Raw genomic sequence first — 25,180 nt, 5'->3', positions numbered from 1 at the left:
GTTCCTTATCGGCACAATCAAAAGAATTGGAAACCTACTTTTATTCCTTTTGCGAAGGCGAGAAAAAGGATTGAAACAGACTTCTCGCAGATGTGCGACCAATTTATGATTTGCCGCAACTATGCAAAGGAAACAGTAGGATTGTTTACAAGAATTATCGGTAAAATCAGTGCCTTTACCGCAATGCAATATTTAAATCACATTAATAATAGACCCATTGGAAGAGTCAAGTATGCACTGGCTTAATTCCGCCAACGGGTATATATAATATTTAGTTTACGACATTTAGCTATTACATTTGAAAGTATAAATAATAATACATTAAACAATAAACAAGCTAATAATATACCAATAACAAGCCCTGCAGATAAATATGTATGTAAAAACTCTGCCGTTTCTTTAGTTGTAGTTTCCCTTATAATATCTATTTTATCTTGATTAATTGTTGTCTGAAATTTAAACAAACAAAAATAATCTATTATAATAAGTAAAATATATAATATAGAAACACATATAAAATATATCTTTCCTAAAAGCCTTATTTTACTAAACAAACGATATAAAAACATTTCAATATATGCCAATGAAAAAGATAAACATATCATTATCCCTATTGGTATAAATGTTTTATCCGTATACGAGTAAGAGCAATTAGAAATTAAATTTAATAATAAAAGATAAATAAATATCTTGCTTTTTACTAAAGATATACAAGAATGAAGATAACTAAAATAATATTTTTTAAAACGTTTCATAAAGTATAAATATATAATTCTTATATATTAATTATAAGGGTACTATCTTTTGACATCAGATTTTATTTCCTTTAATAATAATTATTATACAAAAGTACGATAAAAAAAGCGAGTATCATCGTGCATTAATAGTTTTTGTCATTATTATTATGTACTTTTGCATAATAAAGAAATAAACGTTTAAACAATATATGGCATTAAAATGTGGTATTGTAGGCTTGCCAAACGTAGGTAAATCTACTCTTTTCAATTGTCTTAGTAGCGCAAAAGCACAAGCTGCTAATTTTCCTTTCTGCACTATAGAGCCTAACTTAGGCGTTATTACAGTGCCTGACGAACGACTTAACAAGTTGGCAGAAATAATTCATCCTGGACGCATCGTACCAGCTACGTGCGAGATAGTAGACATTGCAGGTCTTGTAAAGGGAGCAAGTAAAGGCGAGGGATTAGGAAACAAGTTTCTTGGAAACATCAGAGAATGTGATGCTATTATTCATGTTATAAGATGTTTTGATGATGATAATGTTGTCAGAGAAGGAGGAATGAGAGTAAATCCTATAGAAGACAAAGAAATTATAGACACCGAATTACAGCTAAAAGACCTTGAAACTGTAGAAGGACAAATTACTAAAACAGCAAAAATAGCTGCTGCAGGTAATAAAGATGCAAAAACACTGCTAAACATTTTAAATGCTTATAAAGAAGCTTTAGAGCAAGGAAAAAATGCACGCAGCGTTACCTTTGATAGCAAAGAGGAAAAACAAGCTGCTCACGATTTGTTTTTATTAACCACCAAGCCTGTACTCTATGTTTGTAATGTAGATGAAAATAGTGCAAAGCATGGGAATGAATATAGTAAGCAAATAGAAGCGATTGCTGCAGAAGAAGGTGCAGAAGCAATGATTATTGCCGCTAAAACAGAAGAAGATATTGCTTCATTAGAAAGCTATGAAGATAAAAAAATGTTTCTCGATGAGCTTGGATTAGAAGAAAGCGGTGTTAACAGACTAATAAATAAAGCTTACCATTTACTCAATCTACAAACATTTATTACTGCTGGTGAAATGGAAGTAAAGGCATGGACCTACCATAAAGGTTGGAAAGCACCACAATGTGCTGGAGTTATTCATTCCGACTTTGAAAAAGGCTTCATTAGAGCAGAAGTAATAAAATATGATGATTATATTACATACGGATCGGAAGCTAAAATCCGTGAAGCAGGAAAGTTAAGTATAGAAGGTAAAGAGTATGAAGTACAAGATGGAGACATCATGCACTTTCGCTTTAATGTTTAATAAAATCATTCAATAAAAACACTATGCTACCTTTATATATCACATGGAACCCAAGCCAATATCTCTTACCTATTGCCTCTGCAGGTATACGCTGGTACGGAATGTGCTGGCTATTAGGACTTGCATTAGGCTACTTTATGATGAAGTGGCTTTACAAAAAACACAAATATAGCAGCGAAAAGTTCGACCCACTCTTTCTATACGTCTTTATAAGTATTTTGTTAGGAGCACGTTTAGGACATTGCCTGTTTTATGAACCTGAATATTTCTTAACCTCATGGGATCATATTATAGAAATGATAATTCCTATACGACACCTTTATAATGGAGAATGGAAGTTTGTAGGATATCAGGGATTAGCTTCTCATGGCGGTGTTATAGGACTACTTGTGGGACTATATCTATATATAAAACGATACAGGATGAAAACATGGGTGGTACTCGATTTCTTTGGTATATGCTCCAGTATCACTGCATGCTTTATACGTATAGGTAACCTGATGAACTCTGAGATCATTGGAAAAGTAACTAACGTACCTTGGGCGTTTATTTTTATAAAAGTAGATAATAAGCCACGCCACCCGGGACAGCTATATGAGGCTATCGCATACCTACTGTTCTTTGGCATCATTTACTTCATTTACAGACGTAACCCTAAAAAGGTAGGTACAGGATTATTTTTCGGATTATGCTTATTCCTTATCTTTGTGTTCCGTTTTTTTATAGAATATACCAAAGAGCTACAAGTGGCTTTTGAAGCAGGCTTACCTATGGATATGGGACAGATACTTAGCATACCACTAATACTGCTTGGCGCATGGGCTATATGGCGCTCAAAAGGTAAAGAGATAAAAATAGGCTCGTAGAAAGCTCCTAACATCTTACCATAACATAACGTGAAAAGATTTGCTTCTTAAACTCTATTTTTGTATTTTTGTGTATTATAAATTATTATATTAACCTATAAGAAAGGATAAATATCAATGGCAAAAAACGATAAAGGAATGACACCAATGATGAAACAGTTTTTCTCAATGAAGGCAAAACATCCTGATGCCCTCCTTCTCTTTCGATGTGGAGATTTCTATGAAACTTACCATGACGATGCCATTGATGCTGCAAAAATATTAGGTATTACACTTACTAAACGCAATAATAGTGCAGGGTGTAGTGATATTGCTATGGCAGGCTTCCCTCATCATGCTCTTGATACTTATCTTCCTAAACTTATCAGAGCAGGAAAACGGGTAGCTATATGCGACCAGTTAGAAGACCCTAAAAAGAAGCGGGAAGAGATAAAAGGCAAAAAAGGCTTATCACCTATGGACAAGATGGTAAAGCGTGGCATTACAGAACTTGTTACACCTGGTGTGGCTTTAACTGATAATGTTCTTAATTATAAAGAAAACAATTTCCTTGCAGCTGTACATTTCGGCAAACAAGCATGTGGCATTAGCTTCCTTGACATAAGTACAGGCGAATTTCTTACAAGTGAAGGAACATACGATTATGTAAAAAAACTCATAGGAAGTTTCTCTCCTAAAGAAATATTATATGATAGAACATGTAAAAAAGACTTTGAACAAAACTTCGGAACCAAACTTTGTTGTTTTGAAATGGACGATTGGGTTTTTACAGAACAAAACGCTAATCAAAAATTACTAAAACATTTTGCTACAACTAATTTAAAAGGTTTTGGTGTTGATCATCTGCATAATGGTATCATTGCAGCAGGAGCCATTATGCAATACTTAGAGCTTACGCAACACACACAAATACGACATATAACAGCCTTAACACGTATAGAAGAAGAAAAATACGTAAGAATGGATCGTTTTACTATACGTTCACTCGAACTTATATCTACTATAAACGAAGAAGGGACATCGCTTCTTAATGTTATCGATCACACCATCACACCTATGGGAGGAAGAATGCTGCGTCGCTGGGTAGTCTTTCCACTTAAAACTGTAAAAACTATTGAAGAAAGATTAGATATAGTTGACTATTTCTTTAAACAACAAAACTTCTGCGAAACAATACAAGAACAATTTCACCGTATAGGCGATTTAGAACGTATTATATCAAAAGTAGCTGTAGGAAGAGTATCACCGCGCGAAGTTGTACAATTAAAAAATGCTTTAAAAGCTATTATACCCGTTAAAGAAGCATGCTTACACGCTGACAATAAAGTACTTAAAAGAATAGGAGAACAGCTTAATCTATGTGAAAGCTTGCGTAACAGAATAGAAAAAGAAATACAAAACGACCCTCCACAACTTACTAACAAAGGTAATATCATAGCGCATGGTTACAATCAAGAGTTAGATGAATTACGAACTATTCGTGATCATGGCAAGGAATATTTAATGAAAATCCAACAACAAGAAGCAAAGCGCACAGGTATCAACTCCTTAAAAATAGGTTTCAATAATGTATTTGGATACTATTTAGAAGTGCGCAACACATTTAAAGATAGCGTTCCACAAGAATGGATTCGTAAGCAAACACTTGCACAAGCAGAACGATATATAACACAAGAATTAAAAGAATATGAAGAAAAAATACTTGGAGCAGACGAACGTATATTAATTTTAGAAAATAAGCTCTTTTTAGAACTTATCAATGATATGCAAGAGTTTATACCACAAATACAAATCAATGCTAACCTTATAGCACATCTCGACTGTGTTTTTTCTTTTTACTATACATCTAAAGAACATAATTATATAAGACCTATTGTAGACGATTCTAATATCTTAAACATAAAACAAGGACGTCACCCCGTAATAGAAACTCAGTTGCCATTAGGCGAACAATATATACCTAATGATGTATTACTAAACAACGATGACCAGCAAATAATGATGATAACAGGTCCTAATATGGCTGGAAAATCTGCTTTACTTCGCCAAACAGCCCTTATAGTACTATTAGCACAAATAGGCTGCTTTGTTCCTGCTGAGAGTGCTACTATAGGAGTAGTAGATAAAATATTTACACGAGTAGGTGCTTCTGATAATATTTCCTTAGGCGAAAGTACCTTTATGGTAGAAATGACAGAAGCATCTAACATTCTTAACAATGTTACACCACATTCTTTAGTACTATTTGATGAATTAGGACGCGGTACAAGTACGTATGATGGCATAAGCATAGCATGGGCTATAGTAGAATATCTACATGAACAACCACGCGCAAAAGCGCGCACACTATTTGCTACCCATTATCACGAACTTAACGAAATGGAAAAAAACTTCCATGGTATAAAGAATTATAATGTTTCTGTAAAAGAAGTAAATGGTAAAATTATCTTCTTACGTAAGCTCGAAAAAGGCGGAAGTGAACACTCTTTTGGTATACATGTTGCCGATATTGCAGGAATGCCTCGAAGTATTGTAAAACGTGCTAAAACTATTTTAAGTGAATTAGAAAGCGATAATGCACAAGTAGGAAGTAAAGATAAAATATCTATAAACAAACTTGAACAGAACAAAGAAGATATGCAGCTTTCGTTCTTTAAGCTCGATGATCCTGTACTTGAACAAATTCGTGATGAGATAATTGGTTTGGACATCAATAATCTCACACCTGTAGAAGCACTTAATAAGCTAAATGAAATTAAGAAAATTGTAAAAGGTTATTGATATAGAAAAAAGACTATATAGCTATTAATAAGCAATACTACTAATAACAATAACCCTTATATTATCTCAAGACTCTCCTTTTAACTCATTTATTTGCTCTATAATCTCTTTACTGGTGCGCTGCATCTTAAAATAAATCTTTATAGCAACAACTATACCTACTATCAAACCAAAAACACCTATTATAAAACCATAAAGAAAAGGATCTTTATATATTCCTGTTTGCGCCTTTACAATTATAAATATATCAGCATTATAAAGCTCTAATAATAACCATGGTATCCAAATAACAAATATAATAACACCTACAACGATATTTGTTAACTTACGAAACTTGAGCTGCCATACCATATGCTGAGCTGTCTGAAGTAAGTTTCCTGAAAGAAACTCTTCATCTGAAAAACTATTTACCCATTTATCCAATAAAACATCTGCAATTATTACTACCATTGAAAAAAAGAAAAAATACCAAGAAGTCTTCAACATTATAGTTAAAAATAAGAAAGATAAGAAACTAATAATAATACCAATGTATGAAAAATATTCATATTTTTTTAAGAATGACATCTTATTAAACATAGATTGGCGTATCATCTTATCACTTACAATTTCTTGATTGGATAATTTACTTTTTAATATATTGAGTTGCTTACGCATCTCTTCTAATTCATTTACTTGCTTATTCATAAATCTTTGTTTTTATTTAAGTTAATCTTTCATCTTTTTCAATTGCTCTTTAATTCGAAAAAGACGTACTGAAACATTTTTTGTAGAAATACCTACAACTAATCCTATCTCCTCATAACTCATATTTTCAAGCCAAAGCAACACTATAGCTCGATCAAATGGATTTAACCTGCTTATACGATGATTAAGAGCTTGTATCTGCTTCGAATCAATATCACTATCTATAAAAGGGCTAATATTCATAGATAATGATTCTGTTTTCTGCCGTTTCTTCTTCTTATCTTGTGTTATACAAGTATTTAGAGCCACACGATAAATCCATGTTTTTATATCACTTTTCCCCTCGAAAGAAGCTAAACCTTTCCAAATGTTTATCATAATCTCCTGAAAAAGATCATCTATCTCTGCCTCATTACTTGAAAACATATAGCAAACTGTATATATCGTTGCCTTATATTTACGAACGATAAACATAAACTCGTTTTCGTTTTGATAGGATTTCATATAATCTTTTTACTTATTAGACATAAAACTGTATTAAAAAACTACACTAAAATAAAAGATTTAACACAAAGATAATATTATTTTGTAAAATAACTAATATATATCTTGCCACTTTTTATACTTCAAATATATGATTTTCAGAAAGATTTTGTAATTTTGCACCTTAGGATATTAGGCATTAATACATACTAAAAAATGAATAGTAAATATATATTAGCCTATATCATATAATGCAAGAAAAATAATAACTACAAACGAAATGGAATACAACTTTAACGACATTGAGAAGAAATGGCAACAGAAATGGGTAGAAAACAATACCTATAAAACTGTGGAAAAGGAAAATAAAAAGAAATTTTATGTTCTAAATATGTTTCCTTATCCTTCTGGAGCTGGTCTTCATGTTGGACATCCTTTAGGTTATATAGCCAGTGATATATATGCACGCTACAAACGTTTACAAGGTTTTAATGTGCTTAACCCTATGGGTTATGATGCTTACGGATTGCCTGCAGAGCAGTATGCCATTCAGACTGGTCAACATCCTGCTATAACTACAGAAAAAAATATAGCTCGTTATCGTGAGCAACTGGATAAAATTGGGTTCTGTTTCGATTGGGATCGTGAAATACGTACATGTGATCCTAAATATTATCATTGGACTCAATGGGCTTTCCAACTTATGTTTACATCATATTTTGATAACAATTTACAAAAAGCTCTACCTATAGACAACATAATAAAACACTTATCTATATATGGTACTGACGGGCTTAATGTTGCTCAAAATGAAGAATTAAACTTAACTGCTGCTCAATGGAATGCTATGAATGAGCAAGAACAGCAACAAGTTTTAATGAACTATCGTATAGCTTATCTTGGTGAAACAATGGTTAATTGGTGCCCAGAGTTAGGTACTGTTTTAGCAAATGATGAGGTTGTAAATGGTGTAAGTGAACGTGGTGGCTATCCTGTAGTACAAAAAAAGATGAAACAATGGTGCTTACGCGTATCAGCATATGCACAGCGTTTACTAGAAGGATTAAACACTGTAGATTGGACAGAATCTATAAAAGAAACACAACGTAACTGGATAGGACGTTCAGAGGGTACTGAGATGATATTTCAAAGTATTACTCCAACATCTGAAGGAGAACCTCGTAAGGGTACATTTACTATATTTACTACTCGTGCCGATACAATATTTGGTGTATCATTCATGGTTTTAGCTCCCGAAAGTGAGTTGGTAAAAAGTTTCACTACTTATAAACAACAAAAAGAAGTAGAAGATTATTTATCGTATGTAAAGAAACGTACAGAACTGGAACGTATGTCTGATCGTAAGGTTACAGGTGTTTTTTCAGGTTCATATGCCATCAATCCTTTTACAAATGAGCAAATTCCTATTTGGATTTCAGAATATGTTTTAGCAGGATATGGTACTGGTGCTATTATGGCTGTTCCTGCACATGACAGTCGCGACTATGCTTTTGCTAAACATTTCAATCTACCTATTATCCCTTTAATACAAGGAGCTGATATTAGTCATGAAAGTTTTGATGCTAAAGAGGGCATTGTTATTAACTCTCCTATAAAAGGTAAATTTAGTATAGATGGATTTTCACTAAACGGATTAACTGTTAAAGAAGCCATTGCTAAGACTAAAACATTTGTTACAGAAAGGAAAATAGGACAAGTAAAAATTAATTATCGACTGCGTAATGCTATTTTCTCACGCCAACGTTATTGGGGAGAACCATTTCCTGTATATTATAAAAACAATATGCCTTATATGCTTCCTGAAGAATGTCTACCATTAGAGTTACCAGAAGTAGATAAATACGAACCTACCGAAACAGGAGAACCACCTTTGGGAAGAGCACCTATTTGGGCTTGGAATGAAGCTGAAAAAAAGGTTGTAAACAAGAGTTTAATTGATCAAAAGAATATTTTTGCATTAGAATTAAACACCATGCCAGGTTTTGCAGGTTCTTCTGCTTACTATCTTCGTTATATGGATCCTCACAATAACAAAACTATTGTAGGAAAAAAAGCTGTTGAATATTGGCAGAATGTAGACCTTTATGTAGGTGGAACAGAACATGCCACAGGGCATCTCATATATAGTCGCTTTTGGAATAAGTTTTTATTTGATTATGGATATAGCGTTAAAGAAGAGCCTTTCCAAAAACTTATAAACCAAGGTATGATACAAGGACGTTCTAATTTCGTATATCGTATAAACACAGAAGATCACAGTAAAGACCCTGTTTTTGTTTCTTTAGGACAGAAAGACAAATATAAAGTAACTCCTATTCATGTAGATGTAAATATTGTTCATGGTGATATTTTAGATATAAAAGCTTTTAAAGCATGGCGTCCTGAATATAAAAATGCAAGTTTTATTTTTGAAGATGGCAGTAAAAAATATATAGAAGGAGTAAAATATAAATGTGGTTGGGCTATTGAAAAAATGTCTAAATCAATGTTCAATGTCGTAAACCCTGACCTTATTGTAAATCAATATGGAGCTGATACTCTACGTTTATATGAAATGTTTTTAGGTCCTATAGAAGCTTCTAAACCATGGGATACCAATGGTATTGATGGTTGTCATCGCTTCTTACGCAAATTTTGGAAACTTTTCCAACAAGAATTAACTAATGATGAGCCATCTAAAGACTCTTTAAAAAGTGTTCATAAGCTCATTAAGAAAGTAACATCGGATATAGAATCTTTCTCTTATAATACAGCAATATCGGCATTTATGATTTGTACTAATGAGTTAGGGCAACAAAAATGCACAAATAAAAAACTTTTAAAACAGCTAATTATACTCATTGCACCATTTGCTCCACATATTGCTGAAGAGCTTTGGGAACAATTAGGAGGCACTGGTTCTATCTGCGATGCTCAATGGCCTATATATGATGACAAATATTTAAAAGAAGATCAGATGCAACTTACTGTTTCTTTTAATGGTAAAGCGCGCTTTCAGATGCTTTTTGCAGCTAATGCTTCAAATGATGAAATACAAAATAAAGTTCTAAAAGAAAAAAAGAGTCAACAATATATTGCTGGCAAATCAATAGTAAAAATTATCATCGTTCCTAAGAAAATTATTAATATTGTATTAAAATGAGCAACACAAAAGTTATAAATGAGGTAAAAGACTATATATTTATTACTCTTGGTTTATTACTCTATACCTCTGCTTTTACTATCTTTCTTTTACCTTATGAAACTGTAACAGGAGGTGTTACAGGAATAGCGGCTATAGTTTTTTACGCAACAGGCTTTAAAATCCATTATACATATATGATCATCAATGTATCGTTGCTGATCGTTGCGTTAAAAGTTTTAGGCTGGAAATTTATGGTAAAAACCATATATGCTATAATAGCTCTATACTATATGCTTGAATATGCACAAATATTAATGCCCGTAGATGATCATGGTAAATATATCCAAATTCTCGGTGAAAGCCAGTCATTTATGTCTATGGTAGTAGGTTGTTGCTTAACAGGTACTTCACTTGCTATAGTTTTCTTAAATAATGGTAGTACAGGTGGTTCCGACATAATAGCTGCTGTAGTAAATAAATATAAAGAAGTATCATTAGGACAAGCACTAATGTTACTTGATGTGTTAATAGTATCAAGCTGTTTTTTTATACCACAGTTTGGAGATATGGCAAGCAGGGCACATAAAGTTGTATATGGCTTATGCACAATAGTTGTAGAATGTGGTATGCTCGATCTTATTTATAGTCGTCGACGATCCTCTGTACAATTTATGATTTATTCACGCAAACATGAAAAAATAGCAACTATTCTTTCTAAAGAAACTGATCATGGAATGACTATTCTTGACGGACATGGTTGGTATACAGGAAAAGATATTAAAGTAATATGTCTTCTTGCTCGTAAAAATGAAAGCGAACTAATATTCCGTCTTATAAAAATGACAGATCCTAATGCTTTTGTTAGTCAAAGTGCAGTTATAGGTGTATATGGTGAAGGATTTGACTCTATCAAAGTTTCTGTAAAACAAAAACATGTAAAAGAGCATAAAGCTATATTAGAAGAAACAGAAAATATACCAAAAACATAAAAGAAACATAATGAAAATAGTATTTGCAACAAATAATAAACATAAACTCTCTGAAATAAAAAAAATACTTAGTAAAGATTTTGAGATAATATCATTAGAAGATATAGGTTGTCATGAAGAAATACCTGAAACAGGAACAACACTTGAAGAGAATGCAAGACTAAAATCATCATATATTGTAGACCACTATCATATAGACTGTTTTGCAGATGATACAGGCTTAGAAGTAGAAGCTCTAAATGGTGAACCAGGAGTATACTCTGCACGTTATGATGATACTACAGATCATGATAGCGAAGCTAATATACGAAAACTTTTAAGAAAATTAGGTAATAATAGTAATAGAAAAGCTCGCTTTCGTACTATAATTTCATTAATAATAAATGGAAAAGAATATCAGTTTGAGGGCTGTATAGAAGGACATATAGCTTTAGAAAAGACAGGCACAGGTGGCTTTGGTTATGACTCTATTTTTATACCAGAAAATTACAATAAAAGTTTTGCTTCTTTGGGAGAAAATATAAAAAATAAAATATCCCACCGTGCAATAGCTGTTAATAAATTAGCTAAATTTCTAAATGATATATCATTATTATAAAATATGGGCTACAATAATATTATTTTATTGTAGCCCATATTTTTTTATTAACTAATATATCTCTTTTATTTCTTATAAAGAATAGGATTAGTGCTTGGATCGTTGTACATTTTCATTTGACGATATACTTTCATATACTTTCGTCCACATTTTATATCATCTAATAACTGATCAATAGCTATATTTAAATCTTTTTGTTGTTCTAATAAAATAGCTAATTTAGCCTTACATCTTTCAATATGTTCTTTTGAAGCATCTGTACGCTCTGTTTGCTCTCGCATATGATATATTTTTAAAGCTAATATAGATAATCTATCTACTGCCCATGCGGGACTTTCTGTATTTATAGTAGCATTAGCAGACGGATTGACATTAGAATACTGTTGTCTGAAATAAGAATCTATTTGCTCTACTAAATCTGTTCTATCTTGATTAGAATGATCTATACGACGCTTTAAGCTCATTCCTTCCTCCGCATTAATATGTGGATCACGAATAAGATCCTCATAATGCCATTGAACAGTATCTATCCAACATTTTAGGTAAAGACGATTCTCTATAGAATTACGATCATAAGGATTATCAATAGGCGTATTTACGTCATCTTTTATATGATAATCTCTAATAGCCTGATTAAAAATTTTATTACTATTCTCTGTAAATGACATTCTTATGTATTACTTATATTAATTTAAATGCAAATATATAAGAATTTCTGCAATGTGCAAAATAAAAAGCAGCCTTTTTCCTTAATACATATTCTACCTCAAAATACACAAGTTTAATTAATAAATACAACCTTTGAAAATAAATAAAATATAGAAAAATCTATTTTTTAGCAAAAAAAAAGAATATTTAATATTTTTCCGTAGCAATATTATACATAATTATGATACATTAGATTTCTGAAAATATTATATTTTAATATTTAATTATAATATAGCAATATGACAAAAGATAATAAAATTAAAAAAAAAGTTGCACAATGATATATAGTTTGTGCAATTAAATATACTTTTTTAAGAAAAAAACTTGCACACATAGAAAAAAGATTGTTACTTTGCACACGAATTTTAAGTTTGACAATTAATAATTAAACATTTTAAAATTAAGACTATGTCAGAAATTGAATCAAAAGTAAAAGCTATTATTGTAGACAAACTAGGTGTTGATGAAGCACAAGTTAAGGCTGAAGCAAGCTTCACTAACGATCTTGGTGCAGATTCTTTGGATACTGTAGAGCTAATTATGGAATTTGAGAAAGAATTTGGTATCTCTATTCCAGACGAGCAGGCTGAAAAGATTGCCACTGTTGGTGATGCTATCTCTTACATCGAAGCTAATGCTAAGTAATATCTTTAGCAATAAGAAATACCAAGCAAAAGTAAAATTTTGCTTGGCCTTTTATTTTTAGCTAACTTATAAATTAAACTTAATGGAATTAAAAAGAGTAGTAGTAACAGGATTAGGCGCCGTAACTCCTTTAGGAAATAATCCTGAAGAAACATGGGAAGCAATGCTTGCTGGTAAGAGTGGTGCAGCTCCTATTACTCATTTTGATGCTTCTTTGTTTAAAACGCAATTTGCTTGCGAATTAAAAGGTCTTAATATAAACGATTATATTGATCGTAAAGAGGCTCGTAAGCTTGATCGTTATGCTCAATTAGCTGTTATCAGTGCTATTCAGGGCGTAAAAGATTCTGCTATCAATTTAGAAACTATAGATAAGAATCGTGTTGGTGTTATCTATGGAGTAGGTATAGGTGGTATTAAAACTTTCGAAGAGGAAGTGGGTTATTATGCTAAGAATCAAGAAAAAGGTCCTAAGTTTAATCCTTTTTTTATACCAAAAATGATTGCCGACATTGCATCTGGACATATTAGTATTATGTTTGGTTTCCGCGGTCCCAACTACACTACAACATCGGCATGTGCCTCATCTAGCACAGCACTTGCTGCCGCTTTTAATCAAATTCGTCTAGGTAAGGCAGATGTTATAGTAGCTGGCGGTGCTGAAGCAGCTATTACTCCAAGTGGTGTTGGAGGATTTAATGCAATGCATGCACTATCTACCCGTAATGATGATCCACAAGGAGCATCACGTCCTTTCTCAGCATCTCGTGATGGGTTTGTAATGGGTGAAGGTGCAGGCTGTATAATTTTAGAAGAGCTTGAGCATGCGAAAGCACGCGGTGCAAAGATTTACGCAGAGATGGCAGGTGAAGGTGAATCAGCAGATGCATATCATATCACAGCTTCACACCCAGAGGGTCTTGGAGCTAACTTAGTGATGAAAGCAGCCCTTAATGATGCAGGTATGAGCGTAGAAGATATCGATTATATCAATGTCCATGGCACTTCAACTCCTGTTGGTGATATTTCAGAAGCTAAAGCTATAAAAAAACTTTTTGGCGATACTGCTTATAAGCTCAATATTTCATCTACAAAGAGTATGACAGGACACCTTCTTGGTGCTGCTGGTGCTGTAGAAGCTATGGCTTGCATCTTAGCTGTAAAAAACGATATCATTCCTCCTACTATTAATCATAAGGACGATGATAAAGATCCAGAACTGGATTATAACTTGAACTTTACCTTCAACAAGGCTCAAAAGCGTGAAGTACGTGCTGCTCTTAGCAACACTTTCGGCTTTGGTGGTCATAATGCTTGTGTGATTTTCAAGAAATATGCTGAATAAAATATTAGATAAAATAAAGCTCCCTTTCCGTAAAGAAAAGGAGCTTTATTTATCTTTATACCAAATAACAGGCTTTATTCCTCACAACATCTCTTATTATAAAACAGCGCTTTTACATAAAAGTGTATCTCAACGTAACAAAAAAGGTAAACTAATAAATAATGAACGTTTAGAGTTTTTAGGAGATGCAGTACTTGATTGTGTTGTTGCCGATATTGTTTATAATCGTTTTCCTAATAAGCGTGAAGGATTTCTTACTAATACACGCTCAAAAATTGTAAAACGAGAAACACTTAACAAGGTATCAACAGAAATGGGTATTAATAAGATGTTAAAGCAAAATGGGCATACTATAACACATAACTGTAATATAGCAGGTAATGCCTTTGAAGCTTTAGTAGGAGCTCTTTATATAGATCACGGATATAATGCCTGCATGATTTTCATGCGTGACCATGTTTGTGGATGTCTACTTAGCATAGAAAAAATGGCTTATCAAGAAATGAACTATAAGTCGAAACTCATAGAATGGACACAGAAAAATAAAGTTTCTGTTACCTTTGATGAAGTAAAAACATCTATTGATGAGAATGGTAATCCTATTTTTCTTGCTCAAGTTGTTATTGGTAATGTACGCTGCGAAGAAGGTAAAGGGTTTACAAAAAAGGAAAGTCAGCAAAATGCTGCTAAGCTTACTTATAAAAGAATAAGAAGAGAACCTGATTTTGTAAAAAGCATACTTTACACTATAGATACAGAAAAGAAAACAAAAGAAAATGTTATAGAATTACAAAACGAATCTATCAACAATAAATTATAAAGCAGCATATATAACAATAAAAAAAAGTTAGATATATAAAAATACTCTACATCTATAAAAGTATTTTTATATACACATTAATAAAAATGATAAAAATCCGATTAAAATAAATCATTTAAGATTACATTTTTTAATCGGATTTTTTTCTTATAATACCAAACAAACATTAAAAGTTTGTTATTAATCCACTTCAGAAGTAATCTTATTACGAATACCACGCATAGAAGTAAGAAAAGCTTTAGCAGATCCAAACTTTAAAAACATATCTAAGCGTATAGGAATATGATTCTGATCGTCAGTAACAAAGAATGTTGCTATCTTTTTCCATCTTTTTTCATCATATCCATAATAAATAAGTTCTAAGCAATTATACTTAATATTGTTATCAGCCTTTATTATTTTTTTACCCTTATACTCTATTTTAGCCTCATTATGGCTATCTCCATCTACTATAGGGAAATATACTACATAACCTTTTTTCCAGCTCTCAGGATTAAAACTACGTGCTCTTAAAAATATACTCATCATATCATATAAGCATTCATTAGAAGTATAATCCTTCCAATAATTCTTTCCCTCAGTACCTATACGATGTTGACGTACCTTACAAACACCATTATGATAAGAATAAAATACCTCTTCTACCGTATAACGTTTACCCTCTCTTGCACCTTTACGATAATAAAGTGGAACCATATTCTTAGTGTTATAACATAACAAAGTATCTCGTAATACAAAATAATTATCTACCCTATTATTTCCACGTGTTGTCAATGAAGCACGATAAGCAGGAACACCATTATAATTAGAAGATACTGTATACCAAGATGCAGTACCTGCCTTAACCCAAATAAACTTCCAATTATAATAAAGATTATAAGATAAATGTTCCCCACTATTAAAGGCTGTATTTCTAAAAGTACATTGTGCAGATACTCCCATTGTAAAGAATAGAAGAAAAGACAAAATATAAATATTTAATTGTTTCATACGCTTTACCCTATTTTATATATTATATATGTTATATTTCTTATTTTTTAAAAATAAAAAATATGTAGTATGATGTAATGTGGAAACTTGCATAACTTTTTTATCTTTTTCTTGTTTAATTGCTTATCAACATTATATTTATTATTATCAACAGTTTATTAAATTGCTTTTTTATTGATAATCAGTTTTATATTAAGTTTTCCACAATTTTATTGATTGTTGCAAAGATAATAAGTTTATATCTTTTTTAGTAAAATATCTGTGTAAAACTTGTATAAAACATTATTAATAACTATGCGTATATCCACTAATTCTTTGTTATTATCTTGCTATAGTGAATATCCCTATAGTTATTATAAGGTTATTACACTATTTATAAACATAGTTTTCCACAGTTTTTGTTGATAAGATATTAAAAGTATCTTGGCATAAGATATAATAAAAAGAGTTATTAGATTAAGTTCTATTATATATAATAGCTTAGTTTTACTTTAGTAAAATAATAAAAAGAGGAATATGTTACTATCCCTCTTCTATTTTCTTTACTATATCTTCTGGTTTTATAGTATTCATACATGCAAAGTCTTTTCTATAACAAGGTTTGTTGCCAAAGACAGAACACGGTCGACAATAAAGTTTGTTATTTTGTATAGCATCTTTTTCTTTTTGATTCCAACCCATAAATCCGCAATATGGGTGAGTAGCTCCCCAAATACTAATAACTCGTGTTCCTACTAATGAAGCAAGATGCATATTAGCACTATCCATAGATATCATAACATCTAAATTTGATATAAGAGATAATTCTTCTTTTAATCCTTTAAGTTTAGATGCTACACAAACACACTGCGTAAAGAGTTTTTCCCATTCATAAAATGTGTCTAATTCGTTTTTTCCGCCACCAAAAAGAAATAGTTTCCATGTAGGATGAAGTGTGGATATTTGTTGGATAACTTCTTTCATTTTGTTTTTTGGATACATCTTACCACTATGAGCAGCAAAAGGTGCAATACCTATCCAGTGATCAGTATTTTGTTTCTCACCTACTTTATAATATATATTACATGGTTGTATATTACCGTAAGGAATAAATATGCTTTTATGTTTAGCTTTAATATTATATCCTAATGTTTTAAGTACGTCTATGTAGTTATCAAAAGATGTAGGTTGTTGTATAAGTAGTTTGTGTTTTCTTTTACAAAGTTTGTGTTTACCTTTTTTGTGTTTGTTAATATATGCTGTTTGAATACCACTTATTTTAAAACGTAAACGTAGATATTTAGTGCGTAAAACATTATGAAAATCAGCTACTTGTGTAATGTTTTCTCTTTTTAATTTTTTATATAGTTTGTTTAAGCCACTAATACCTAAATAATCTTTCTTTAAGTCGGCACCAATAAAATGTATATTATCATTGAGTCCTTCAAAGAAATCTTTAGCAAATGGGCGTGATAAAACTGTTATTAGTAAGTTAGGATATTGTCTTGCTAATGATGCTATTATGGGTACAGTCATTGCTACATCACCCATTGCAGAGAAACGAATGATGAGTAAGTGATTTGTTTCCATTATTTTATTTCTTTTGTTTTTTATTTTTATGTTTAAAGAAAAAAAGTTTAGTCTTTATTTTCTGCGTATTATCTAAGCCATTTTTTGGATTATATTCTATACCTAATTTTTTTGCTCGTTCTGCATTTCTGCTGCGTGCTTTTCTTACAGTTTCAGCTTTTTGTTTTGTTATAGCACCTGGTTTTTGTTTATAAAGAGGTGTTGATAGCGGATTCCATGTTTCGGTAATATCCCATTTAGCTTTACATTCTATTTGTTTTCCATAATAATAAACGCCTTCAGGTTGTTGTTGTAAAGCATAGTTTCCTGTATCCCATTTACCATTATCGTTACAGTCGTCTATAAGTCGAATATAATATTTGGCAGGATTTATATAATAAAAAACAGCTTTATTATTTTGCATTTGTACCTCTTTTACGGGTTTATCGCTATCATTAATTAGCTGTACTAAACAGTGTTTTCCTTCCATTCCCTTAATATTTAGGGTAAGGGTACTATATTCGTCAAGTGATTTTATGCGTGTACCTTGTTTTATTTTATTAGAAGCTAAACCATAAATATCTGTAAATGCAGCAGAATCGAGTTCTATACTGTATTCATGTCCGGGATCCCATTGTCCAACCATCATTAACTTTCGTGGATTTCCTGCTACAGTTCCCAATTGATATTTAGCTCTATACCATAAGGAATCTATTTTTTCATAAAGATGTATTTTGGTAGTATCTATTTTTGCTAATGGTGTTTCTACTTCAAAAGAAGGGTTTTTATCAGGATCCATTGCAGCATCTACGTTTATACGTATAGTGAGAGGATCTGTAGGCATTGTTGTTTGATAATTTTTACCACGTTCTTTATTTTTGCTTTGTAGCTTCTTCCATTTAGCTATTTTTTCTTGTTTTATTTTTAATCTTTTAGTGTAAGGATCTCGTGAAAGTATTTCCAAAGTATCAGTTTTAGGTATTAATTTTCCTAAGCTATCACTCATATTATAATCTATTTTCATACGAAGTGTATCTTGATTTATCAACGTAGAATCTTTTATCCAATAAGTAATAGTATCTTGGTTAAGACTTGGTTCTTCCAAAAAAGCATTATTTGCATTAAAATTAAGTCCTGTTATTTTTGGTAATTCGTTATCTCCATAGCTATAATATAGTGTGAAATGATTGGCATTTTTTCTTTCTGTTTTTAATAAAAACCTGTTTGTTTGTACTTCTGTAAATGCTCTTAATACTACGTCGTCTGGTAGAAAGTGAGTGTATGGTACACGTTCAATAGATTTTATGTGAAGTGTATCCGACCATAATGTATCTTGTCTTATATCAGGTTTAGAAGATGGTGTGATAACTTCCGGTGTAAAAGCTATTTGTTCGCTCTTTTGATTAAAGAAATAGTTATTATCAGCATCTTTTAAAGCATATATACGATAATCGCCATTGGCTACTCCTTTAATAGAAAAATGTCCTCTGCTGTCTGTGCGTGATACTCGAAGCATAGGTGTTTTTTCAAAAGCAGTATCACTCTGATTGTTATATAGTCCTACGAGAATTCCTTTTATAGGTTCTAAGTTTTTAGCCTCTAATACATATCCAGATACCTCCATAGTGTCTATATGATTACCTGTAGAAAAAGAGTAAGTATAGTTACCTAAAGGGTTACCTTCGTTATTATCTGATATAGCATCTGAAAAGTCGATAGTATAAGTAGTGTTAGGTTTTAATTCATCAAGAAGCTTAACACTAATATTTTTACCTTGCCCTTTTATCTCTGGTATTTCTAATTGTGGAGGTGAAACTATAATTTTTTCCGATGCGTTTTCTAATTTGATAAACTCATTAAATTTTATTATTACTCTTTTGCTATTTACATTTATAGCTTTGTCTTCTGGTGATGCTCCTATTACCTTTGGTGGTGTTTCATCATACCAGCCACCATCAGGTTCACCTATTCTGGCACATGAAGTAATTATAAAAATTAAGGTAGTAAAGCCTAAAAGTATTAGTAAAGCTAATTGTAAATATTTATGGCTACCTATATATTTTTGCTTATCAGTATGATATTCTTTCATATAGTTTAAAAAAAAAAATGTAATATTGGCTTATTTGTTTAAAGCCAACATTTCTTCGAGGTTTGTACGATTGTTAGATAGACGTGGAATTTTGTGTTGTCCTCCAAGCTTACCCTTATTTTTTAGCCAATCATTAAATAATCCTTTCCGAGCTACTATTATTTCAAGTGGTTGTAATGTAATATCATGAAAGCGTTTAGCTTCATAATCAGAATTAATTTCTTGTAATTTTTTGTCGAGTATAGCAGCAAATTCTGATATACTTTTTGGTTCTTTTGTAAACTCAATAAGCCATTGATGGCGACATTTAGCATTTGTATCCATATAAATGGGTGCCGCGGTATAATCTGATATTAGTGCATCTGTAACTTTACATGCCTCTGCTAAACCTTTTTCTGCGTTATCCATTATAAGTTCTTCACCAAAGGCATTAATAAAATATTTTGTCCTACCAGTGATTATAAATTTATATGGATTTTTAGAAGTAAACTTTATTGTATCTCCTATCATATATCTCCATAATCCACATGAAGTGCTTATAATGATAGCATAGTTGCGATCAAGCTCAATACCAGATAGTGGAACTATATTAGGATGTTCCTTTCCAAACTCGTCCATGGGTAGAAATTCGTAAAAAACACCATAATCTACCATAAGCATCATACTTTTATCATTGGGATCGTTTTGCACTCCAAAGAAGCCTTCTGAAGCATTATAAGTTTCCATATAGTGCATATCGCTTTTAGTTATGAGTTGTTCATATTGTTTGCGATAAGGTGTAAAAGATATACCACCATGAAAGAATACTTCTAAATTAGGCCATACATCTTCTAAATGTTGTTTACCCGATAATTCCATAACACGCACTAAAACAGATAACATCCATGATGGAACACCAGAGATATTAGTTATGTTTTTATTTAAAGTTTCTTGTGCTATAAGATCACGTTTTACTTCAAAATCGCTCAAAAGAGCAGTTTGTTTTTTAGGTACTCGTACTAAGTTAGCAAGTGGATTGATATTTTCTATGAGGATAGCACTTAGATCGCCTACTAAAGAATTGGGTAGATTATAATTAGGTGAATGGCTTCCTCCAAGGATTAAGCCCTTTCCCTCAAACATCCGACTTTTAGGATTGTTATCTAAATAGCATGCTACCACGTCCGTACTGCCTTTATAATGTATGTTTTGTATACCTTCTGGGGTTATAGGTATAAACTTACTTTTATCGTTTGTCGTACCAGATGATTTAGCATACCATTTTACTTTTCCAGGCCATAGGATATTTTCTTCTCCATGCCTCATACGGTCTATATCTTTTTTTAGTTCTTCGTATGTGTTTATAGGTATGTTTTGTGTAAATTCTTCGTATTTATTTATTGTTGAAAAAAGATGGTTTCTACCATACTCAGTATTATTTGCTCTATTTAAAAGATATAGCATTACCTCTTGCTGAAGCTCTTCTGTATGAAGAGTATACTGATCTAACTCTTTTCGACGCGATTTAAAATACAGTTTGTTTACTATACTGGTAAGATTCATTTTACTTTATATTTAAATTACAAAATTACGCTAAAAAAGCCAATTATTGCCGTTTTTCTCAATATTTTAACAGTTTGATAATTAACATAACTAACAATGTAGAAAAAAGTTACAAGTATGCTATTATTTATGTTTTAATAAATTATGTTTTTATAGATGTTTTGTTTTACTTGCTGATATATATATTTTCTTTAATAAAAATGATATGTTTAAAAGTAAAACATAAAAGATTAAATATCAAAGGATTATAATTTGTTTCAAAAAATAACCTATTTTTGATATAAAAATAGATTAAAAATACACTAAAAATAAATTATTTTTCAATTCATTTTTTTATTTTTTATTTTATAGAAGGTGTTTTATTTTAGTATAAAACCTAATTTTTAAAAGTAAAAACAGCATTACTTTTCATCTTATAGTATATATGTTATTAATAGTTATTTGATATTATTTTTTACCATAATAGCTATAGTCTTTAGTTTTATGTAATCGTAACTTAAAAATATGAACCCATTAAGAAAGTTAGATTTTCCCCAACTATTTTTGCAAAGAACATATTTTTTCCCCTTTTCATCGTGTGCTAATCCTACTATTTCCATTATATGGTCGTCGGTGGTTTGGTAGTTTTCAAATGCTTTTTGTCGCTTTTCAGCAGTTATAGGTAACATATTTTTATTAACATCTGCAATACCTTGTTGCCAGTTAAATCCTTTTTCAGATACATCTCCTTCCCAGCATATAGGGTGATGTTGTTGTATGGAGTGTTCTATGAGTGTAATAATTTTGTTTAAAGGTACATTAAGAAATGTGTTATGAAACTTGTTATCAGTTATTTCAAGTGGAAATCGCTGCATAAAGGGGTGATGTAAAAAGCTCGTAACAGCAGTATATTCATCATTGGTGCATACGCTGTTAGCAAACTCTTGTGGTGTATAAATAGCTCCGTATAAAAACACTTTTTTGGGCATAAAAGCTATGTTTTTATCAAGATAGTTGTCTATATCTTTTGGTGTAACATTATATGAGCTTTTTGTAAGTAGTGATAGCCTTTTAGCCATTACATTATAGCTGGTATTATTAGTTTTATGATAAGCATCTATGTGTTGTAGTCCATATATTTGTAAAAGGTCTATGACCATAGGCATCGTACCTCTTAGGTCGATATTTTTGTTACGATAGTTGCGTTTGTTATATAGTCTTTGCATAGCTTGTTCACGTAGATACATGCGCGCAAGGTAATCTTCACTAAGGTTTACAGAGTCGCCTTTTACTAAGTGTTCTGTCTCTATAGTTGCAAGCATGCCATATATCCAGCAAAGAGGGCTATTTCCTTGATTTTTAATAGGCGTTGTTGGTAGCTTTATATCTATCTTAATATTCCTATTATAGTGTGTTTGTGTATTCTTGTTACAACCTACAAGAAAAATAGTTAATAAGCATAATACTAATATCTTTTTAACAGATATTTTTTTATATTTTATCATCTTTTTCTGTTTTTTGTTGTATATCTTTTCTTATATATTATTTTTACGGTTTGTAATACTCATTATATGTATTATTTTTTACGGCGTTTTTTAGAATATTTTTTATAGTTTTTATTATATGCCGATTTATGTGTATTATTGTTATTACTAACCTTTTTTTCGCTGTCTGCTAATGTAAAGTCGAGCTGTTTCTTTTCTATATTAGCTTTAGCTACTAATATTTTTATAGGATCACCTAACTGATAAATATGATGTCTACGTCGTCCTATAAGACAATAGTTTTTCTCATCAAAGTCGTAATAATCATCTCCAAGGTCACGAATAGGTATCATTCCTTCACAATGGTTTTCATCTATTTCCGCATATAACCCATAGCTCTGTATGCCAGTAATATGAGCATCATAAGATTCTCCTATGTGAGTACTCATAAATTCTACCATTTTATATTTTATAGAGTCTCGTTCTGCTTGTTGAGCAGTAAGTTCCATATCTGAACTATGTTTACAAAGTTCTTCATAATGTTCTTTATTTCCTGATCTTCCTCCTTGTTGATAACGTGTAATTAATCGGTGAACCATTGTGTCAGGATAGCGGCGTATAGGTGAAGTAAAGTGTGTATAATAGTCGAAAGCTAAGCCAAAATGTCCTATATTATGAATGCTATATTTAGCTTTCATCATAGATCTAAGTGCTATGGTTTGTATAACCTTTTCTTCTTTAGTGCCTTCTACGTCAGCCATAAGCTTATTTAAGGCTCGTGCTGTAGCACCTTTTGTTCCTGTAGATTTGAGTTTATATCCGAATTTGGCAGAAAACTCACGTAAGTTTTCAAACTTTATAGGGTCAGGATTATCATGAATACGGTAAGGAAGAGTTTTAGGAGTTTTACCTTTAGCTACTTTTCCTATACTTTCAGCTACTGTTTTATTAGCTAAAAGCATAAATTCCTCTATAAGCTTGTTAGCATCTTTAGAGCGTTTAAAGTAGCAACTCAGTGGTTTTCCATGTTCATCTATCTCAAAGCGCATCTCTTCTCTATCAAAGTTTACACTACCATTTTTAAATCTTTTTTTGCGTAATAATTTAGCAAGGCAGTCTAACTGAATGAGCTGTTTTGCATTTTCTCCTTTATATCCATTTTTATCAGGCTTAGGTGCTGGCATACCTTTTCCATCAATAACACCATTATCTTCTAAAAGTTGTTGCACCTCTTCATACGCATAACGTCTGTTCGACTTAATAACAGTATGTACAATGCGATATTTTTTTATATTTGCCTCATTATCAAGATTAAAAATTACGCTGAAAGCAAGTTTTTCTTCATTAGGGCGTAATGAGCAGATAAAGTTACATAAATGTTCAGGAAGCATAGGTATAGTGCGATCTACAAGGTAAATAGATGTAGCTCGTTGTTGTGCTTCACGGTCAATGATGTCATTTTCTTTTACGTAGTGTGATACATCAGCTATATGAACACCCACTTGCCATGTATCTTTATCTATTTGTTGTATGGATAGAGCGTCATCAAAGTCTTTTGCATCTCGAGGGTCTATAGTACATGTCCATACATCTCTAAAGTCTTCTCTTTGGGCATAATCTTGTTCTGTTATCTTTCCTGTTATTTTGTTAGCAGCATCTTCTACGCGTTTTGGGTATTTATAAGGTAATCCATATTCTGCTAAAATAGAGTGCATCTCAACATCGTTATTACCTGCCTGACCTAAAACATCTATTACTTCGCCTAATATATTTTTGTGTTCAGCATCTGGCCATGCTATTATTTTTACTACAGCAATATCTCCTGTTTGTCCGCCTTTGAGCCGTTTTTTAGGTATAAGAATATCGTGTACAAAAAGGTTGTCTTGTGTTATAAGGAAGGCAATGTCTTTTTCTACGCGCAACTTTCCTACGAATGTGTCTTTCTTCCGTTGCAATATTTCGATCACCATTGCCTCCTTAATATGGTTTTGTCTTCTTGCTAAGAATTCTACTTTTACTCTATCTCCCATTAAAGCAGCCATAGAGTTGCGTTCAGAAACAAATATAGGTGTACCTCCGTCATCAGGTAAGAAAGTATTTTTACCATTTGCTTTACGTATAAAAGTACCTTCTTGTACTTGTCCTTTTGTGTTTAGACGATAAGCATTTTCTCCAGCTTTAGCTAAGAAGTCGTCCCAAGCCATTTCTTCCATTACATCTATAGCAAGCATTTTTGCAGGATGTGTAGTAAGTTTGAGAGCTTTGAATATCTCTTTAAAACTAAAAATGTTATTTGGATTAGCTTGGAAAAAATCGGTTAATATATTGAACAATTGTTTTTTGGTTAATCTTTTTCCAGTTTTCTTTTCTTTTACCATATTAAAATATGTCTTTGATAATTAATCACAAAGTAACGAAAAAGTTTGTATCT

At 31.6% G+C, this 25,180-nt stretch carries 18 protein-coding genes and 1 pseudogene; 10 read left to right on the top strand and 9 right to left on the bottom strand.

Annotated elements, in window-relative coordinates; genetic code table 11:
* The 4 genes and pseudogenes from F596_RS10825 to mutS all read left to right on the top strand — a co-directional run.
* Nucleotides 1-246: pseudogene (locus tag F596_RS10825) on the top strand (IS982 family transposase); the annotation flags it as partial.
* Between the two features lie 700 nt (nt 247-946).
* Nucleotides 947-2,050, top strand: coding sequence for a redox-regulated ATPase YchF (gene ychF, locus F596_RS0104880; RefSeq protein WP_008447212.1), 1,104 nt, complete (start codon nt 947-949; stop codon nt 2,048-2,050).
* A 23-nt stretch (nt 2,051-2,073) separates the two neighbouring features.
* The gene (gene lgt / locus F596_RS0104875) at nt 2,074-2,916 is read left to right on the top strand and encodes a prolipoprotein diacylglyceryl transferase (RefSeq protein WP_019036069.1); all 843 of its coding nucleotides are present in this window, start codon (nt 2,074-2,076) and stop codon (nt 2,914-2,916) included.
* A gap of 117 nt (nt 2,917-3,033) precedes the next feature.
* Entirely contained in the window at nt 3,034-5,697 is a 2,664-nt protein-coding gene (mutS, locus tag F596_RS0104870) for a DNA mismatch repair protein MutS (RefSeq protein ID WP_019036068.1), read from the top strand.
* Between the two features lie 66 nt (nt 5,698-5,763).
* Here mutS and F596_RS0104865 read toward each other — a convergent pair whose 3' ends face one another.
* Both F596_RS0104865 and F596_RS0104860 read right to left on the bottom strand, forming a co-directional pair.
* Nucleotides 5,764-6,384 (bottom strand): hypothetical protein, encoded by a 621-nt coding sequence (locus F596_RS0104865; RefSeq protein WP_019036067.1) that lies wholly within the window; start codon nt 6,382-6,384, stop codon nt 5,764-5,766.
* 21 nt (nt 6,385-6,405) lie between these two features.
* Nucleotides 6,406-6,888, bottom strand: a complete 483-nt coding sequence (locus tag F596_RS0104860; RefSeq protein ID WP_019036066.1) for an RNA polymerase sigma factor — start codon at nt 6,886-6,888, stop codon at nt 6,406-6,408.
* A 259-nt stretch (nt 6,889-7,147) separates the two neighbouring features.
* On the opposite strand from F596_RS0104860, the gene leuS reads away from it, so the two are divergent.
* Genes leuS through F596_RS0104845 form a run of 3 tightly spaced genes read left to right on the top strand, consistent with a single transcriptional unit; the run spans nt 7,148 to nt 11,599 of the window.
* A complete protein-coding gene (gene leuS / locus F596_RS0104855; protein WP_019036065.1) occupies nt 7,148-10,030 on the top strand; it encodes a leucine--tRNA ligase in 2,883 nt (960 codons plus the stop codon).
* Nucleotides 10,027-11,001 (top strand): YitT family protein, encoded by a 975-nt coding sequence (locus tag F596_RS0104850; protein WP_008447268.1) that lies wholly within the window; start codon nt 10,027-10,029, stop codon nt 10,999-11,001. The genes leuS and F596_RS0104850 overlap by 4 nt, the downstream gene beginning before the upstream one ends.
* 10 nt (nt 11,002-11,011) lie before the next feature.
* On the top strand, nt 11,012-11,599 hold the full coding sequence (locus tag F596_RS0104845) for a non-canonical purine NTP diphosphatase (protein WP_019036064.1): 588 nt from the start codon (nt 11,012-11,014) through the stop codon (nt 11,597-11,599).
* Between the two features lie 65 nt (nt 11,600-11,664).
* On the opposite strand, the gene F596_RS0104840 is transcribed toward F596_RS0104845, so the two are convergent.
* Nucleotides 11,665-12,267, bottom strand: coding sequence for a DUF4254 domain-containing protein (locus F596_RS0104840; RefSeq protein ID WP_008447350.1), 603 nt, complete (start codon nt 12,265-12,267; stop codon nt 11,665-11,667).
* Between the two features lie 448 nt (nt 12,268-12,715).
* Between F596_RS0104840 and F596_RS0104835 the strand changes: the two genes are divergently transcribed.
* From F596_RS0104835 to rnc, 3 genes are all read left to right on the top strand, one after another.
* The gene (locus F596_RS0104835) at nt 12,716-12,952 is read left to right on the top strand and encodes an acyl carrier protein (RefSeq protein ID WP_004336747.1); all 237 of its coding nucleotides are present in this window, start codon (nt 12,716-12,718) and stop codon (nt 12,950-12,952) included.
* An 82-nt stretch (nt 12,953-13,034) separates the two neighbouring features.
* Nucleotides 13,035-14,297 carry a beta-ketoacyl-ACP synthase II gene (gene fabF, locus F596_RS0104830; protein ID WP_008447285.1) on the top strand — a complete coding sequence of 421 codons (1,263 nt, stop codon included), beginning with the start codon at nt 13,035-13,037 and terminating at the stop codon, nt 14,295-14,297.
* Nucleotides 14,287-15,117 (top strand): ribonuclease III, encoded by an 831-nt coding sequence (gene rnc, locus F596_RS0104825; protein WP_019036063.1) that lies wholly within the window; start codon nt 14,287-14,289, stop codon nt 15,115-15,117. Before fabF ends, rnc begins: the two co-directional genes overlap by 11 nt.
* Nucleotides 15,118-15,297: 180 nt before the next feature.
* On the opposite strand, the gene F596_RS0104820 is transcribed toward rnc, so the two are convergent.
* The 6 genes from F596_RS0104820 to rnr form a co-directional block, all read right to left on the bottom strand.
* Nucleotides 15,298-16,107 (bottom strand): DUF3108 domain-containing protein, encoded by an 810-nt coding sequence (locus F596_RS0104820; RefSeq protein ID WP_024992630.1) that lies wholly within the window; start codon nt 16,105-16,107, stop codon nt 15,298-15,300.
* Nucleotides 16,108-16,629: 522 nt separating this feature from the next.
* On the bottom strand, nt 16,630-17,676 hold the full coding sequence (locus F596_RS0104815; protein ID WP_008447389.1) for a glycosyltransferase family 9 protein: 1,047 nt from the start codon (nt 17,674-17,676) through the stop codon (nt 16,630-16,632).
* Between the two features lie 4 nt (nt 17,677-17,680).
* Nucleotides 17,681-19,744: an Ig-like domain-containing protein gene (locus F596_RS0104810; protein ID WP_019036061.1), complete on the bottom strand. Its 2,064-nt coding sequence runs from the start codon at nt 19,742-19,744 to the stop codon at nt 17,681-17,683.
* Between the two features lie 30 nt (nt 19,745-19,774).
* The gene (locus F596_RS0104805; RefSeq protein ID WP_019036060.1) at nt 19,775-21,286 is read right to left on the bottom strand and encodes a GH3 auxin-responsive promoter family protein; all 1,512 of its coding nucleotides are present in this window, start codon (nt 21,284-21,286) and stop codon (nt 19,775-19,777) included.
* A gap of 437 nt (nt 21,287-21,723) precedes the next feature.
* The gene (locus F596_RS0104800; protein WP_019036059.1) at nt 21,724-22,770 is read right to left on the bottom strand and encodes a C1 family peptidase; all 1,047 of its coding nucleotides are present in this window, start codon (nt 22,768-22,770) and stop codon (nt 21,724-21,726) included.
* Between the two features lie 71 nt (nt 22,771-22,841).
* Nucleotides 22,842-25,127, bottom strand: coding sequence for a ribonuclease R (rnr, locus tag F596_RS0104795; RefSeq protein ID WP_019036058.1), 2,286 nt, complete (start codon nt 25,125-25,127; stop codon nt 22,842-22,844).
* Nucleotides 25,128-25,180: the final 53 nt, after the last annotated feature.

The sequence above is a fragment of the Prevotella amnii DSM 23384 = JCM 14753 genome, from assembly GCF_000378745.1.
Classification (GTDB): Bacteria; Bacteroidota; Bacteroidia; order Bacteroidales; family Bacteroidaceae; genus Prevotella; species Prevotella amnii.
Note: the sequence above shows the minus strand (reverse complement) of the source record. Positions and strands in the feature narration are given on the sequence as shown.